Here is a 13,035-nt window from a genome sequence, read left to right on the forward strand (position 1 = left end):
ATTCGTAAATTAAAATCAATGCTTTTTAGGCTGATATGATAATAGTCGTTTGGCAAAAGATTTGATATAATGAACAGGGTAACAAAATAAAAGAAAAGCGAGTGATAAGATGAGTAATGTCAAGATTGTAACAGATTCTTCTATAACAATTGCTCCCGAAGTAATTGAGCAGTTAGGAATTATTGTGGTTCCTTTATCTGTTACTATTGGTCATACGGTTTATTCCGATAATGACTTGAAAGAAACTGGGAAATTTCTATCTTTAATGCGGTCATCACGCGAACTCCCGAAAACCAGTCAGCCACCAGTAGGCTTATTTGCTCAAGTGTATGAAGAACTAAAAGAAAAAGGAAGTGAACACATTCTTGCTATTCATTTAACCCATACCTTGTCAGGAACCAGTGAGGCTTCACGTCAAGGGGCTGCTCTTGCTGGAGCAGATGTGACAGTACTTGATTCCATGTTTACCGATCAAGCCATGGCCTTTCAAGTGATTGAAGCCGCACGATTAGCACAAGAAGGAGTTATTAGAGAAGAGATTTTAGAAAAAGTCAAGGCCATTCAAGATAAAACAGAGTTGTTTATTGGGGTATCGACCTTGGAAAATCTCGTCAAAGGTGGTCGTATCGGTCGTGTCACAGGTTTACTTAGTTCTCTACTCAATATCAAGGTTGTCATGGAATTAAAAGACCATCAATTGAACACTTTGGTGAAAGGTAGAGGTCAAAAAACTTTTACAAAATGGCTCAATCAATTGAAGGAAAATCTAGCTGAGAAAGAGATTAAAGAAATTGCCATTTCTTACGCAGGTGATATGGATTTCGCTCAACAATTAAAGGCAGAACTACAACCATTCGTAGCCCAAGAGATTTCTGTTTTAGAAACTGGATCTATTATTCAAACGCATACTGGTGAAGGAGCCTTTGCTATCATGATTCATTATGCTTAAGCCTTAGTTACCTTGGTTGATAATATTGTTAAATCAATAGCATTAAATACTTGACCCGATAGTCTTTTTAATGTATGATATAGCATGTATTACATTTATGGAGGATTTGTTTAATGGCAAACAAACAAGATTTAGTCGCAAAAGTTGCAGAAGCAACAGAATTGACAAAAAAAGATTCAGCAGTAGCAGTTGATGCAGTTTTTGCAGCAATCGAAGAATTCCTTGCGGCTGGTGAAAAAGTGCAATTGATTGGTTTTGGTAACTTTGAAGTACGTGAACGTGCAGCTCGTAAAGGTCGTAACCCACAAACCGGTAAAGAAATCACAATTGCAGCTTCTAAAGTTCCTGCTTTCAAAGCTGGTAAAGCCCTAAAAGACGCAGTTAAATAATGATTAACTCAAAAACAAGTCTAACGTTGCTTAGGCTTGTTTTGTCTATCTGAAAGGTTTATCTCTATTATGACCACAGAACAACTGATTATTGCAATTATTCTCTTTTTATTTATCTTTCGTATGATTATCGTTGGAATTACTAGCTATCTCATTAAACCCAAGGACATGTTGACCGATAAATCTCAAGAGTGTGATGATAAGGAAAAATAAGAAAGAAAAACAGTGATGATTTTAGAAGAATTTGACGCGAATCAACAGGCAGTACTTAATCCTTCTGATAGTATGGGGGAGAGAATGCCAGATTTTCCAAAGACCTTTGTGTCTTGCTTTGCTCGTGAAACTTTTTCACGCTTGCTCAATTCCTATCCACATCGTGAATTGTTTAGCTTGTCACTAGCCTGTATTGAAATCCCTATTTATGAATTGGACATCCAAGGTATTAAAATTGGCTTTTTCAATGCTTTTGTGGGAGCGGCAGGTTGTGTGGCAGTGCTAGAAGATTTGATTTATATGGGTATGGAAAACCTTGTTCTATTTGGGACTTGTGGTGTTTTGGAAGAAATTGAAGAAACCAGTCTCATCATTCCGACAGCCGCCCTTCGTGATGAAGGAACAAGCTACCATTATCAACCAGCTAGTCGTGAAATTCCAGTCAATCAAGATCATCTATCAGCCCTAGAAAGCTTTTTAGACCAAGGTCAGATTAGCTATACGCTGGGTAAGGCTTGGACAACGGACGGGATTTATCGAGAAACAGCAAATAAAATCACCAAGCGTCGGCAAGAAGGTGCTATTTGTGTGGATATGGAGTGTTCAGCAGTAGCAGCCTTAGCAGCTTTTCGCCAGATTCAACATGTGCATTGTTTTTATTCGGCTGATAGTTTAGCCAATGAAAGTTGGGATCCTAGAACCTTGTCTAACCATGATGATTTGGAGAAAAAGGATAAGATTGGTCATTTGATGATTGAGTTTGCCTTGACTCATTTTGAAGGCAAGAAATTCTAATATTTTTAGTAGATTTTTTCACAATTTTTTTGTATAATGAAAGGGTATTACTTTGGATTACCAAAAAATAAAGGAGAAATAACATGGTGAAATTAGTATTTGCCCGTCACGGTGAATCAGAATGGAATAAAGCTAACCTTTTCACAGGTTGGGCAGATGTTGACCTTTCAGAAAAAGGAACACAACAAGCAATTGATGCTGGTAAATTGATCAAAGAAGCTGGTATCGAATTTGATGTAGCTTTCACATCTGTACTGAAACGTGCGATTAAAACAACAAACTTGGCACTTGAGTATGCTGATCAACTTTGGGTACCAGTTGAGAAATCTTGGCGTTTGAATGAGCGTCATTATGGTGGTTTAACTGGTAAAAACAAGGCAGAAGCAGCCGCAGAATTCGGTGATGAGCAAGTTCACATTTGGCGTCGTTCATACGATACTTTGCCGCCAGAAATGGCTAAAGATGATGAGCATTCAGCACATGCAGACCGTCGCTATACTCTTCTTGATGATTCGGTTGTGCCAGACGCTGAAAACTTGAAAGTAACGCTTGAGCGTGCACTTCCATTCTGGGAAGACAAGATTGCACCAGCCCTTAAATCAGGTCAAAACGTCTTTGTTGGTGCTCACGGTAACTCAATCCGTGCCCTTGTTAAACACATCAAAGGGTTGTCAGATGATGAAATCATGGATGTGGAAATTCCAAACTTCCCACCACTTGTCTTTGAATTTGACGATAAATTGAATGTAACAGCTGAGTATTACCTTGGTAAATAATTAAAAAATAAAGGAATCTAAGTTACTACTTAGGTTCTTTTATTTTTCTGCGAATAAAAAGATAGGAGGTAGAATAATGAAAAAATATTTATTCTTATTGTTGTCGTGTTTAACCCTTATCTTTTCACAAAAAGTGTTTGCAGATTCTCTTTATCAAGATTATCAAGAGATGATTCAGGCTTACCCTAAGATAGAGCTTGGAGAAGTAAAAACCAAAATCCGACAAAAAGAGTCCTTTTATCTTTTAATCGGCCGTCCAGATAGTGATGCAGCTTTAAAGTTTGTTCCCAAATTGAAAGAGGCGACAGATACGAAGGAGTTGCCAATTTACTATCTTGAAACTGTTGGTATTGATAGCAAGCAATATAAAGCATTTTCAAAAAAATATCAGATTAAAGCCCCAGTTTATTTGGGCTATTTTGCCAATAAAAAGCAGGAATCACGTTTAGAAAATATCGAAAAAGTAGATGTTTCAGCTATCGAGAACTATCTGGCTAATTCTTAAAAAACTTGTCTGACTGACAAGTTTTTTTGTGATAATTATGATAAAATAGTCATACGATAATTCTAGAAAGTAAGGATATGGCTAGCAAACATTCAAAAGTAACTAACACCCTATTACAACGTATTTATCTTCTTTTTTTTGTTATTGTTTTTTTATTTTCAATACTGGTCTTACGCTTAGCAGATATGCAGTTATTGAATAAGGCTTTTTATCAAAAAAAATTAGTGGCTTCAACCACCTATACCGTCACTACCTCTAGTCCTAGGGGACAGATTTATGATGCTAAGGGAACGGCCTTGGTTAATAATCAGCTCAAGCAGCAACTAGCCTTTACTCGGAATAATGTCATGACTGCACAAGACATGAAAAAATTGGCTCAGGACTTGTCAAGCTATGTTGATTTGACAGAAACACAGGTATCAGACCGGGCTAAAAAAGATTATTATTTAGTGGAACAAGACCGTTTTCAAGAATTGGTTGAGCAACTCCCTAACGATAAAAAATTTGATCAATTAGGGAATTACTTGACCCAATCCACCATTTATGAAAATGTCTTGGCAGCAGTGCCAGAGTCAGCCTTAGTCTATAGTGATGAAGAATTGAAAATTATTTACATCTTTAATCAGCTGAACGGAGCAGGTATTTTTGACACCGTATTTTTGACAACAGGTGATCTATCGTCTGAACAAATTGCCTATGTGACGGCCAATAAGGCTAAATTACCAGGAATTTCAGTTCAGACCAATTGGCAAAGACAGTCTATTGAAACCTCCTTGTCTTCTATCATTGGTCGTGTATCAACAGAACAAGCAGGTTTGCCTCAAGAAGAAGCTGAAACTTACCTTAAAAAAGGTTATGCACTCAATGATCGGGTCGGAACAAGTTATTTAGAAAAGCAATATGAAGAGGTGTTACAAGGACAACGTCAAACTCGTCAGGTGACAGTAGATAAGTCAGGTCAAATTGTTTCAGATCAGCAAACGAGTCAAGGTCAAAAGGGACAAAATATTAAATTAACTATTGACCTGTCTTTCCAAGAGGGTGTTGAAGATATTCTAAAAACCTACTATGAGGAAGAGCTAGCGGCAGGTAATGTCACTAATTCTGAAGGGATATATGCTGTCGCTCTAAATCCCAATACTGGTGCAATTTTAGCGATGGCAGGTCTAGAACATAATATTCAAACAGGAGAATTGACAAGAGATGCCTTGGGAACCATTACTAAGGTGTTCACACCAGGCTCAGTCGTGAAAGGAGCTACCTTGTCAGCTGGTTGGGAAAATGGGGTGATTTCAGAGAATCAAACCCTTTATGATCAACAAATTGATACCATTAAGTCTTGGTTTACCGATTTGGCAGGTGGTAGCTTGCCAATCACAGCAGTTCAGGCTTTAGAGTATTCGTCTAATACCTATATGGTTCAGGTTGCTCTAAAGCTGGCAGGGCAAGATGGTATGACTAGCGATTTATTGAAAGCTTCGGTTTATCAAACGGCTATGGAAAAGTTACGAGCGACCTATGCTCAGTATGGACTTGGTGTCAAAACAGGGCTTGACTTGCCAGGCGAGTCGGCAGGTTTTATTCCACAAGATTATAGCTTAGCTAATATGATGACCGAGTCTTTTGGGCAGTTTGACAATTATACTACCATGCAACTGGCTCAATATGCAGCAACTGTAGCCAATGGTGGTAATCGCTTGGCGACTTATTTGGTCGAAGGAATTTATGACAATACAGACGATGGTGGTTTGGGGCAGTTAGTTCAGGCTACTGAAGTCAAGAATCTTAATACCGTTGCTATTTCAGCTCAAGAAATGGCCCTGATCCAAGAAGGATTCTATAATGTGGTTTATGGTGGCAATGGCTTTACAACTGGAAATGAAATTGGTTATGGAGCTAATGTTAGCATTTCAGCTAAAACTGGAACTGCCGAGGCTTTTGTCACTGACGCTTCTGGTAAGTCAGTCATGACCAGCAATCTAAATGTGGTAGCTTATGCCCCAAGTCAAAATCCTCAAGTTGCCGTTGCGGTTGTTTTACCTCATAGTAATGATTTGACAGGAAAAACCAGTCATCAGATTACTCGTGACATCATCAATCTTTATGTTAATACTTATGGGATTGACTAAGAAAGGAGAAAAAGATGCTTTATCCAACACCAGTTGCCAAGTTGATTGATTCATTTGCAAAATTACCTGGTATCGGAATTAAAACAGCAACAAGACTGGCTTTTTATACTTTGAACATGAGTGATGAAGAGGTCAATGAATTTGCTAAAAATCTTTTATCAGCCAAGCGTGAACTAACATATTGTCAGATTTGTGGCAATTTAACAGATGAAAATCCCTGCAATATTTGCCAAGATCACAATCGAGATGCCAGTTTGATTTTAGTGGTTGAAGAAAGTAAAGATGTGTCTGCCATGGAAAAAATTCAAGAGTACAAGGGACGTTATCATGTGCTGCATGGTTTGATTTCACCGATGAATGGAATCAGTCCAGATGATATTAACTTGAAAAGTTTAATCAATCGCTTAATGGACGAGCAAGTGGAAGAAGTAATTATCGCCACCAATGCCACAGCAGATGGTGAAGCAACAGCCATGTACCTTTCTCGATTATTAAAACCAGCAGGTATCAAGGTAACACGTCTAGCACGTGGGCTTGCAGTCGGCAGTGACATTGAATACGCAGATGAATTAACGCTTCTGAGAGCTATTGAAAATCGGACACAGTTGTAAGACTAGGTTATCCTAGTCTTTTTGATTTAGTATGAAAGGGCTTTAAAAAGTCATTTTTGAAAATCCTTTTTTTTTATGGTATGATAAAGGTAGTCGAATCAAAAAAGAAAGTGAGATAAAGATGACAAAACAAAGCTTAATTTTATTATATGGTGGTCGTTCAGCAGAGCGTGACGTTTCAGTTTTATCGGCAGAAAGTGTGATGCGAGCAGTCAATTATGATAAGTTTTCTGTAAAAACTTATTTTATTACCAAAAGTGGTCAATTTATCAAAACGCAAGAATTTACTAGTCAGCCAGGTCAAGACGAAAAATTGATGACCAATGATACGGTTAATTTAAGCCAACAAGTGAAGCCAAGTGACATTTATGAAGAAGGAGCGGTTGTTTTCCCTGTTCTTCATGGACCTATGGGCGAAGATGGCTCAGTTCAAGGTTTTCTAGAAGTGCTTGGCATGGCTTATGTCGGTACCAATGTCCTTAGTTCATCAGTAGCCATGGATAAGATTGTGACCAAACAAGTTCTAGCTACAGTGGGGATTCCTCAAGTGGCCTATGTGGTCTTTCTTGAAGGAGATGAGATAGAGGCAAAAGTGGCTGAAGTAGAAGCTAACTTGACTTATCCTGTTTTTGTCAAGCCTGCTAATATGGGATCAAGTGTTGGTATTTCAAAAGCAGACAATCAAGCTGACTTGCGTGCTGCCATTACACTCGCTCTGAAATATGACAACCGCATCTTGATTGAGCAAGGGGTTGATGCACGTGAAATTGAAGTTGGTCTTTTGGGTAATAGTGATGTGAAGACTACAGAAGCAGGTGAAGTGGTTAAAGATGTTGCCTTTTACGATTATCAAGCCAAATATATTGACAACAAGATTACCATGGAAATCCCAGCCAAGATTGATACTCAAGTTATGGAACAGATGCGAGCTTATGCAGCACAGGCCTTTCGTGCGATTGGTGGCTGCGGCTTATCTCGATGTGATTTCTTTTTGACAACAGATGGTAAGATTTATCTTAACGAATTAAACACCATGCCAGGTTTTACGCAGTGGTCAATGTATCCACTCCTCTGGGAGAATATGGGCTTGGCTTATAGCGATTTGATTGAACGCTTGGTTCAACTGGCTCAAGAAATGTTTGATAAGCGAGAAAGTCATTTGCTTTAACATAATAAAACTCAGCGTAGGGATGATACGCTGAGTTTTTTATTTAACGAGTTTTCTTAATTCAGGAATTTTTTGTAACTGTGGGATAAGTAGCATGATGGCTACAATACGCACAGGAATTTCAAAGATTTTCAACCACCGACCAGCTAAATACTGGGCGATAATAGGGGTACCAAAGTAGGTTTGAATCAAAAATGGTGTCATCAAGAAGGTGCTAAAAAGCATGATTACCAAAACTGCTAGGGTCACTCTGAACCAGTCTTGTTTTTTAGTTTTTGATAGCAAATGACCGTGGAAGAAGAGTCCATAAAGTAAGCCTTCAATGGCTTCCATGAGCGTCCACCAAATAATAAAATTACCTTGTCCACTACTAAGGTTATCGATGACATCAATCAAAGCAAGTGTGATAAAGCTCCAAATAGGGCCTGCCACCATACCGATAATGGTATTAACGATAAAGGTAAAACCTACAACCAGTTGGTTGGGGATGACCGTAATGGAAAATTTACTAATGACAATGGCAAGTGCTGCCAACATGGCTAAGGTTACCAAGCGTTGACTAGTCATTTTTGGTCTAGAAAATAAAGTGTTCATTTGTGCTCCTTTCACAAGTGGAGCTGTTATGGAAATAACAGCGGATGCAATGATTCACCGCACCAATAGGTTTCGTTGTGTGACAACATCCCATTCACACACACTTAACGCGAATCATCTACTCTGTAAGGTAGCCTTTGGCTACCGTTTAATATTATAGCAGATATTTGCCCAATGACAAGTCTAGTTTATGATATAATAAAGAGAAAGAAAAAGAAAGAATGATTGAGATGAATTTAACCTTACAAGAAATTGCTCGTGTTATTGGAGCTAAAAACGATACCAGCCGACTATCAGACTTACGAATCAATAAAATTGAGTTTGATAGTCGTTTGATTGAAAAGGGAGATTTATTTGTTCCCTTAAAAGGCTTGCGTGATGGTCATGATTTTATTGACTTAGCTATTGAAAAAGGGGCAGTTGTAACCCTATCTGAGAAAGATTTGATAGATGTTCCTTATCTTTTGGTTGATGATTGTTTGGTGGCTCTACAAACGTTGGCAAGTTACTATATCGATAAGACAGGGGTTGACGTTATTGCGGTGACAGGTTCTAATGGTAAGACCACGACCAAGGATATGATTTTTGACCTTTTGGCAACGACTTATCCAACTTATAAAACGCAAGGGAACTACAATAATGAAATAGGACTACCTTATACCATTCTTTCTATGCCAAAAGATACTCAAAAGCTAGTTTTAGAAATGGGGCAAGACCACTTAGGTGATATTGCGCTGTTGTCAGAGATTGCTCGACCAAAATTGGCAACCATTACCTTGATTGGTGAAGCGCATTTGGAGTTTTTTGGTACACGTCAAAAAATTGCTCAAGGTAAGATGCAGTTGACAAAAGGCATGGCATTGGATAGCTTGCTGTTAATCCCTAATGATGAGATTGTGGATGAGTTTATCCCTCAAGGTCAGATGGTTAAACGTTTTGGTCAAGGGGGAGATTTGTATTTGACAGATTTGATTGAAGAAAAAGAGTCCTTGACATTTAAGGTGAATTTTTTGGAGGAAGAATTAACTATTCCTGTGACGGGTAAGTATAACGCAACGAATGCCATGATCGCAGCTTATATTGCTCTAGAAGAAGGGGTTAGCCAAGACAATATTATCTCAGCTTTGGCTCACCTTAACTTAACCAAGAACCGAACAGAGTGGAAAAAGGCTAGTAATGGTGCAGACATTCTCAGTGATGTCTATAATGCCAATCCGACTGCCATGCGATTGATTCTTGAAACCTTTGCTAATATTCCTAAAAATGAAGCTGGTCGCAAGTTGGTTGTCTTAGCAGATATGAAAGAGCTTGGGCCAACATCACAAGCCCTTCATGACAGCATGATTGATAGTTTATCTCCTGATGATTTTGATCAGATTTATCTTTATGGTCAAGATATTAAGGGTCTATTTGACTTGGCGGCTGCTAAGTTTCCCCAAGGGACTGTTCATTACTTTGTTAAAAATGACCAGCAAGATGATTTTGAACAGTTAGTGGCAACTATTGTAGCAGAACTAGACAGGGATGATCAGATTCTTCTAAAGGGTAGCAACTCGATGAATTTGGCAAAAATTGTAGACGTATTAGAAAATAAGAGCTAGATTAAACTAGCTCTTATTTTTGGCAACTAAAAGAACATAAAGGATTAAATCAAGGCCATGAATGGTAGAAGTTGTCGTTTTCAAGAGATTGTTTTAGATTAACCAATCAAACAATTAGTATGACAGAATAAAAATCATGCTAACTCAGGTTTGAGATCATAAACAAATGGGATAAAATAAAGGCCAATTAAATTATAAACCAAGAGAAAATGAGAATAACCATCTAACGAGTCGTTGTAGCTTGCTAAGATAGCAACTTTCGTATCGATACCATAGCTAGTGACGGCTAGTAAAATGACTAAAACGAGCCATTGTTTTTTGGTTAAGGTCATTGTGTTATTCTCTTTTTCTAATTAATCAAGTGCATTATCTTATAGTTAGTTAGTTAGTGACAACAATAAGACTTTTATTTTATTGCGAAAAGCTAAGAGTTGGGGTATAATGACAATACAGAACACATCATTTAATGATTTGTAAAATAGGGAGAAAAGATGTCTTTACAAGATGAGATTAAAAAACGTCGAACCTTTGCCATTATCAGTCACCCGGATGCTGGTAAAACGACGATTACAGAGCAGTTGCTTTATTTTGGTGGTGAAATTCGTGAGGCAGGGACAGTCAAGGGAAAAAAGACTGGTAACTTTGCTAAATCAGATTGGATGGATATTGAAAAACAAAGAGGGATTTCAGTCACATCTTCTGTCATGCAATTTGACTATGCAGGTAAGCGAGTGAATATTCTTGATACCCCAGGGCATGAGGATTTTTCTGAGGATACCTACCGTACCTTAATGGCAGTAGATGCGGCGGTTATGGTGGTAGATTCAGCTAAGGGTATCGAGGCTCAGACCAAGAAATTATTTGAAGTCGTTAAGCATCGTAAAATTCCAGTCTTTACCTTTATCAATAAATTAGACCGTGATGGGCGTGAGCCGCTTGATTTGTTGGAAGAATTAGAAGAAGTCTTGGGTATTGCTAGTTATCCGATGAATTGGCCGATTGGCATGGGGAAGAGCTTTGAAGGTTTGTATGATTTGTATAACAAACGTTTAGAGTTATACAAAGGTGATGAACGCTTTGCTTCTTTTGACCAAGGGGCTAGTCTGTTTGCCAATAACCCTTTCTACGAACAAGTCTTAGAAGACGTGGAATTATTGGAAGAAGCTGGAAATGATTTTTCTCGTGAGGCGATTTTAGGTGGTGAGTTGACCCCTGTCTTTTTTGGTTCAGCCTTGACGAATTTTGGTGTGCAGACCTTCCTTGATTCTTTCTTGGAATTTGCACCAGAACCACACGGTCATCGAACAAAGGATGAAGAAGTCATTGATCCGCTCAATACAGACTTTTCTGGTTTTGTTTTCAAAATTCAAGCCAATATGGATCCACGTCACCGTGACCGTATTGCTTTTGTGCGAATTGTGTCAGGTCAGTTTGAAAAAGGCATGATCGTCAACCTATCTCGTACAGGTAAGTCAGCTAAGTTATCGAACGTGACACAATTTATGGCAGAAAGTCGTGAAAACGTTGAAAATGCCGTGGCTGGTGATATTATCGGTGTCTATGATACAGGTACTTATCAGGTGGGTGATACTTTGACAGTCGGCAAGAACAAATTTGAGTTTGAACCTCTGCCAACCTTTACCCCAGAGATTTTCATGAAAGTTGCTGCGAAAAATGTCATGAAACAAAAATCATTCCATAAAGGGATTGAACAACTGGTGCAAGAAGGAGCTATTCAGCTCTATAAAAACTACCAAACAGGTGAGTATATGCTGGGAGCTGTTGGGCAACTTCAATTTGAAGTGTTTAAACATCGTATGGAGGGTGAGTACAATGCTGAAGTGGTCATGACGCCGATGGGTAAAAAGACCGTGCGTTGGATTAGGGAAGAAGATTTGGATGAACGCATGAGTTCGAGTCGTAATATCTTGGCACGTGACCGTTTTGACCAACCTGTTTTTCTTTTTGAGAATGACTTTGCTCTACGTTGGTTTGCCGATAAATATCCAGATGTGCAGTTAGAAGAAAAAATGTAAGGAGAATAAGATGGGACTATTTTCAGGTTTGTTAGGCAATGCCTCGCAAAAAGATAATGATCGAGTAGAGAGAGAATTGGCTGATATTTTAGTGGCTGGTGAGCAGTTGAATTAGCCTTTAGTTTGGTGCGTGATTTGATTGTCTTTACTGAGCGTCGTTTAATCTTAGTAGATAAACAGGGTATGACAGGCAAGAAAACATCGTACAAGTCATTACCTTATCGTTCAATTTCTCGTTTTACTGTAGAAACCTCAGGGCATTTTGATCTTGATGCCGAATTAAAAATTTGGATTTCATCAGGGGTTGAACCGGCTGAAACGCTTCAATTCAAACGTGATAAAAACGTTATTCAAATTCAACAGGCTTTAGCTGAAGCGGTGTTGAAATAATATTTAGAAACCTCAGTGATACGACTGAGGTTTTTAAGAATAGCTTGTAGTTGAAAAATCACTTTTCGTGAACAAGGTGATATAATGAAAGAAAAGACACAGGGAGAAAAAAATGTTACGCAAAGCCATGGTTTGTTTATTTATTTTAGCTGCTTTATTGATCGGGGGATTTTTTACTCTCAATTATACAGGTGTCATTGGGACTACTTCGAACAATAGCTCGTCTAGTGTGGTGCAGTATATTGAAAAAGTCAAGGAGACCGTCTTTCTTAATGTGGGTGTTCAGCGTATTGAAACCCAAAAAAATAATGTTAAGCTTTTTTCCAAGTTTAATCTGCCTTTGACAGAGAAAAAAACTATTATCATCTTAAATTACCAGGCTAAGTTGGGTATTAAAAAACCTGTATCAATTCGTCAAACTAGTGATAATCGTTATCAGATTACGGTACCTAAGTTTGAAGTGATTGGTGTGGAACAAGCCAAGGTTGATCCTTATAAACTCTATGATTCGAGTGGAGAGTTGCTTAGCGTTTTTACCAAAAATGTTGACACAGGTGAGTTGGCAACAAAAGCACTGAGTAATAAGGAGCAAAAAGAGTATTTAGAGAAATACCAAGAACAGTTGCAAATCGCTGCCAAGGACTACTATCGAACTCTTTTCAAATCGATCAACCCAGGTATTGAACTGGATTTTGTTTTCAAATAAGTTATCAAGCACCCTAGAGGTGCTTTTTTCTTTGACAACGCTTTATTGACTTTTTCTCATTTTCTTTCTATCAAATTAGTTGACTTTGTGTTATACTAGATAGGTTACTTAGTTAGTGATTGAGTGTTTAGCTCTTTTGCCGACAGGGAATATTATAAAATTAAGCGTCATAA

General features: G+C 38.2%; 14 protein-coding genes, 1 pseudogene and 1 riboswitch. Of the genes and pseudogenes, 13 read left to right on the forward strand and 2 right to left on the reverse strand.

Translation table 11 applies throughout. The features are described 5' to 3' along the window. Positions 1-109: 109 nt before the first annotated feature. From FRX54_RS01375 to FRX54_RS01410, 9 genes are all read left to right on the forward strand, one after another. Complete coding sequence (locus FRX54_RS01375; RefSeq protein WP_146460211.1) at positions 110-949, forward strand: DegV family protein; 840 nt, start codon at positions 110-112, stop codon at positions 947-949. A 113-nt stretch (positions 950-1,062) separates the two neighbouring features. Continuing rightward, positions 1,063-1,338: an HU family DNA-binding protein gene (locus FRX54_RS01380; RefSeq protein ID WP_146460213.1), complete on the forward strand. Its 276-nt coding sequence runs from the start codon at positions 1,063-1,065 to the stop codon at positions 1,336-1,338. A 69-nt stretch (positions 1,339-1,407) separates the two neighbouring features. Next, positions 1,408-1,551, forward strand: coding sequence for a hypothetical protein (locus FRX54_RS06300; protein WP_186603308.1), 144 nt, complete (start codon positions 1,408-1,410; stop codon positions 1,549-1,551). Positions 1,552-1,566: 15 nt separating this feature from the next. Next, positions 1,567-2,346, forward strand: coding sequence for a nucleoside phosphorylase (locus FRX54_RS01385; protein ID WP_146460215.1), 780 nt, complete (start codon positions 1,567-1,569; stop codon positions 2,344-2,346). An 83-nt stretch (positions 2,347-2,429) separates the two neighbouring features. Next, on the forward strand, positions 2,430-3,122 hold the full coding sequence (locus FRX54_RS01390) for a phosphoglycerate mutase (RefSeq protein WP_146460216.1): 693 nt from the start codon (positions 2,430-2,432) through the stop codon (positions 3,120-3,122). 76 nt (positions 3,123-3,198) lie between these two features. Continuing rightward, the gene (locus tag FRX54_RS01395) at positions 3,199-3,627 is read left to right on the forward strand and encodes a hypothetical protein (protein ID WP_146460218.1); all 429 of its coding nucleotides are present in this window, start codon (positions 3,199-3,201) and stop codon (positions 3,625-3,627) included. A 59-nt stretch (positions 3,628-3,686) separates the two neighbouring features. Beyond that, complete coding sequence (gene pbp2b, locus FRX54_RS01400) at positions 3,687-5,756, forward strand: penicillin-binding protein PBP2B (RefSeq protein ID WP_398586674.1); 2,070 nt, start codon at positions 3,687-3,689, stop codon at positions 5,754-5,756. A gap of 14 nt (positions 5,757-5,770) precedes the next feature. Beyond that, on the forward strand, positions 5,771-6,367 hold the full coding sequence (gene recR / locus FRX54_RS01405; protein ID WP_146460223.1) for a recombination mediator RecR: 597 nt from the start codon (positions 5,771-5,773) through the stop codon (positions 6,365-6,367). Between the two features lie 121 nt (positions 6,368-6,488). After that, the gene (locus tag FRX54_RS01410) at positions 6,489-7,535 is read left to right on the forward strand and encodes a D-alanine--D-alanine ligase (protein WP_146460225.1); all 1,047 of its coding nucleotides are present in this window, start codon (positions 6,489-6,491) and stop codon (positions 7,533-7,535) included. Positions 7,536-7,574: 39 nt separating this feature from the next. Here FRX54_RS01410 and FRX54_RS01415 read toward each other — a convergent pair whose 3' ends face one another. Next, positions 7,575-8,129 carry a folate family ECF transporter S component gene (locus tag FRX54_RS01415; protein ID WP_146460228.1) on the reverse strand — a complete coding sequence of 185 codons (555 nt, stop codon included), beginning with the start codon at positions 8,127-8,129 and terminating at the stop codon, positions 7,575-7,577. 36 nt (positions 8,130-8,165) lie between these two features. Beyond that, a riboswitch (THF riboswitch) is annotated at positions 8,166-8,257 on the reverse strand. Between the two features lie 102 nt (positions 8,258-8,359). Between FRX54_RS01415 and murF the strand changes: the two genes are divergently transcribed. Next, positions 8,360-9,730, forward strand: a complete 1,371-nt coding sequence (gene murF / locus FRX54_RS01420) for a UDP-N-acetylmuramoyl-tripeptide--D-alanyl-D-alanine ligase (protein WP_146460757.1) — start codon at positions 8,360-8,362, stop codon at positions 9,728-9,730. A gap of 134 nt (positions 9,731-9,864) precedes the next feature. Here the strand turns inward: murF and FRX54_RS01425 are convergent, their stop codons facing one another. After that, positions 9,865-10,062 carry a hypothetical protein gene (locus FRX54_RS01425; protein ID WP_146460230.1) on the reverse strand — a complete coding sequence of 66 codons (198 nt, stop codon included), beginning with the start codon at positions 10,060-10,062 and terminating at the stop codon, positions 9,865-9,867. Positions 10,063-10,221: 159 nt separating this feature from the next. On the opposite strand from FRX54_RS01425, the gene FRX54_RS01430 reads away from it, so the two are divergent. The 3 genes and pseudogenes from FRX54_RS01430 to FRX54_RS01440 all read left to right on the forward strand — a co-directional run bounded on the left by FRX54_RS01430 (position 10,222) and on the right by FRX54_RS01440 (position 12,862). Beyond that, the gene (locus FRX54_RS01430) at positions 10,222-11,766 is read left to right on the forward strand and encodes a peptide chain release factor 3 (RefSeq protein ID WP_146460233.1); all 1,545 of its coding nucleotides are present in this window, start codon (positions 10,222-10,224) and stop codon (positions 11,764-11,766) included. A 10-nt stretch (positions 11,767-11,776) separates the two neighbouring features. Then, positions 11,777-12,156 (forward strand): annotated as a pseudogene (locus FRX54_RS01435) (PH domain-containing protein). Between the two features lie 112 nt (positions 12,157-12,268). Next, a complete protein-coding gene (locus tag FRX54_RS01440) occupies positions 12,269-12,862 on the forward strand; it encodes a DUF4230 domain-containing protein (RefSeq protein ID WP_186652409.1) in 594 nt (197 codons plus the stop codon). Positions 12,863-13,035 lie beyond the last annotated feature (173 nt).

The organism is Streptococcus sp. sy004, assembly GCF_007859205.1.
Taxonomy (GTDB): Bacteria; Bacillota; Bacilli; order Lactobacillales; family Streptococcaceae; genus Streptococcus.

Excerpts from the sequence above, each read along its gene's own strand:
- FRX54_RS01385 (WP_146460215.1), top strand. The coding sequence starts at position 1,567 with ATGATTTTAGAAGAATTTGACGCGAATCAACAGGCAGTACTTAATCCT.
- FRX54_RS01395 (WP_146460218.1), top strand. The coding sequence starts at position 3,199 with ATGAAAAAATATTTATTCTTATTGTTGTCGTGTTTAACCCTTATCTTT.
- FRX54_RS01410 (WP_146460225.1), top strand. The coding sequence starts at position 6,489 with ATGACAAAACAAAGCTTAATTTTATTATATGGTGGTCGTTCAGCAGAG.
- FRX54_RS01390 (WP_146460216.1), top strand. The coding sequence starts at position 2,430 with ATGGTGAAATTAGTATTTGCCCGTCACGGTGAATCAGAATGGAATAAA.
- FRX54_RS01425 (WP_146460230.1), bottom strand. The coding sequence starts at position 10,062 with ATGACCTTAACCAAAAAACAATGGCTCGTTTTAGTCATTTTACTAGCC.
- recR (WP_146460223.1), top strand. The coding sequence starts at position 5,771 with ATGCTTTATCCAACACCAGTTGCCAAGTTGATTGATTCATTTGCAAAA.
- FRX54_RS01415 (WP_146460228.1), bottom strand. The coding sequence starts at position 8,129 with ATGAACACTTTATTTTCTAGACCAAAAATGACTAGTCAACGCTTGGTA.
- FRX54_RS01380 (WP_146460213.1), top strand. The coding sequence starts at position 1,063 with ATGGCAAACAAACAAGATTTAGTCGCAAAAGTTGCAGAAGCAACAGAA.
- FRX54_RS01375 (WP_146460211.1), top strand. The coding sequence starts at position 110 with ATGAGTAATGTCAAGATTGTAACAGATTCTTCTATAACAATTGCTCCC.
- FRX54_RS06300 (WP_186603308.1), top strand. The coding sequence starts at position 1,408 with ATGACCACAGAACAACTGATTATTGCAATTATTCTCTTTTTATTTATC.
- FRX54_RS01430 (WP_146460233.1), top strand. The coding sequence starts at position 10,222 with ATGTCTTTACAAGATGAGATTAAAAAACGTCGAACCTTTGCCATTATC.
- murF (WP_146460757.1), top strand. The coding sequence starts at position 8,360 with ATGAATTTAACCTTACAAGAAATTGCTCGTGTTATTGGAGCTAAAAAC.
- FRX54_RS01440 (WP_186652409.1), top strand. The coding sequence starts at position 12,269 with ATGTTACGCAAAGCCATGGTTTGTTTATTTATTTTAGCTGCTTTATTG.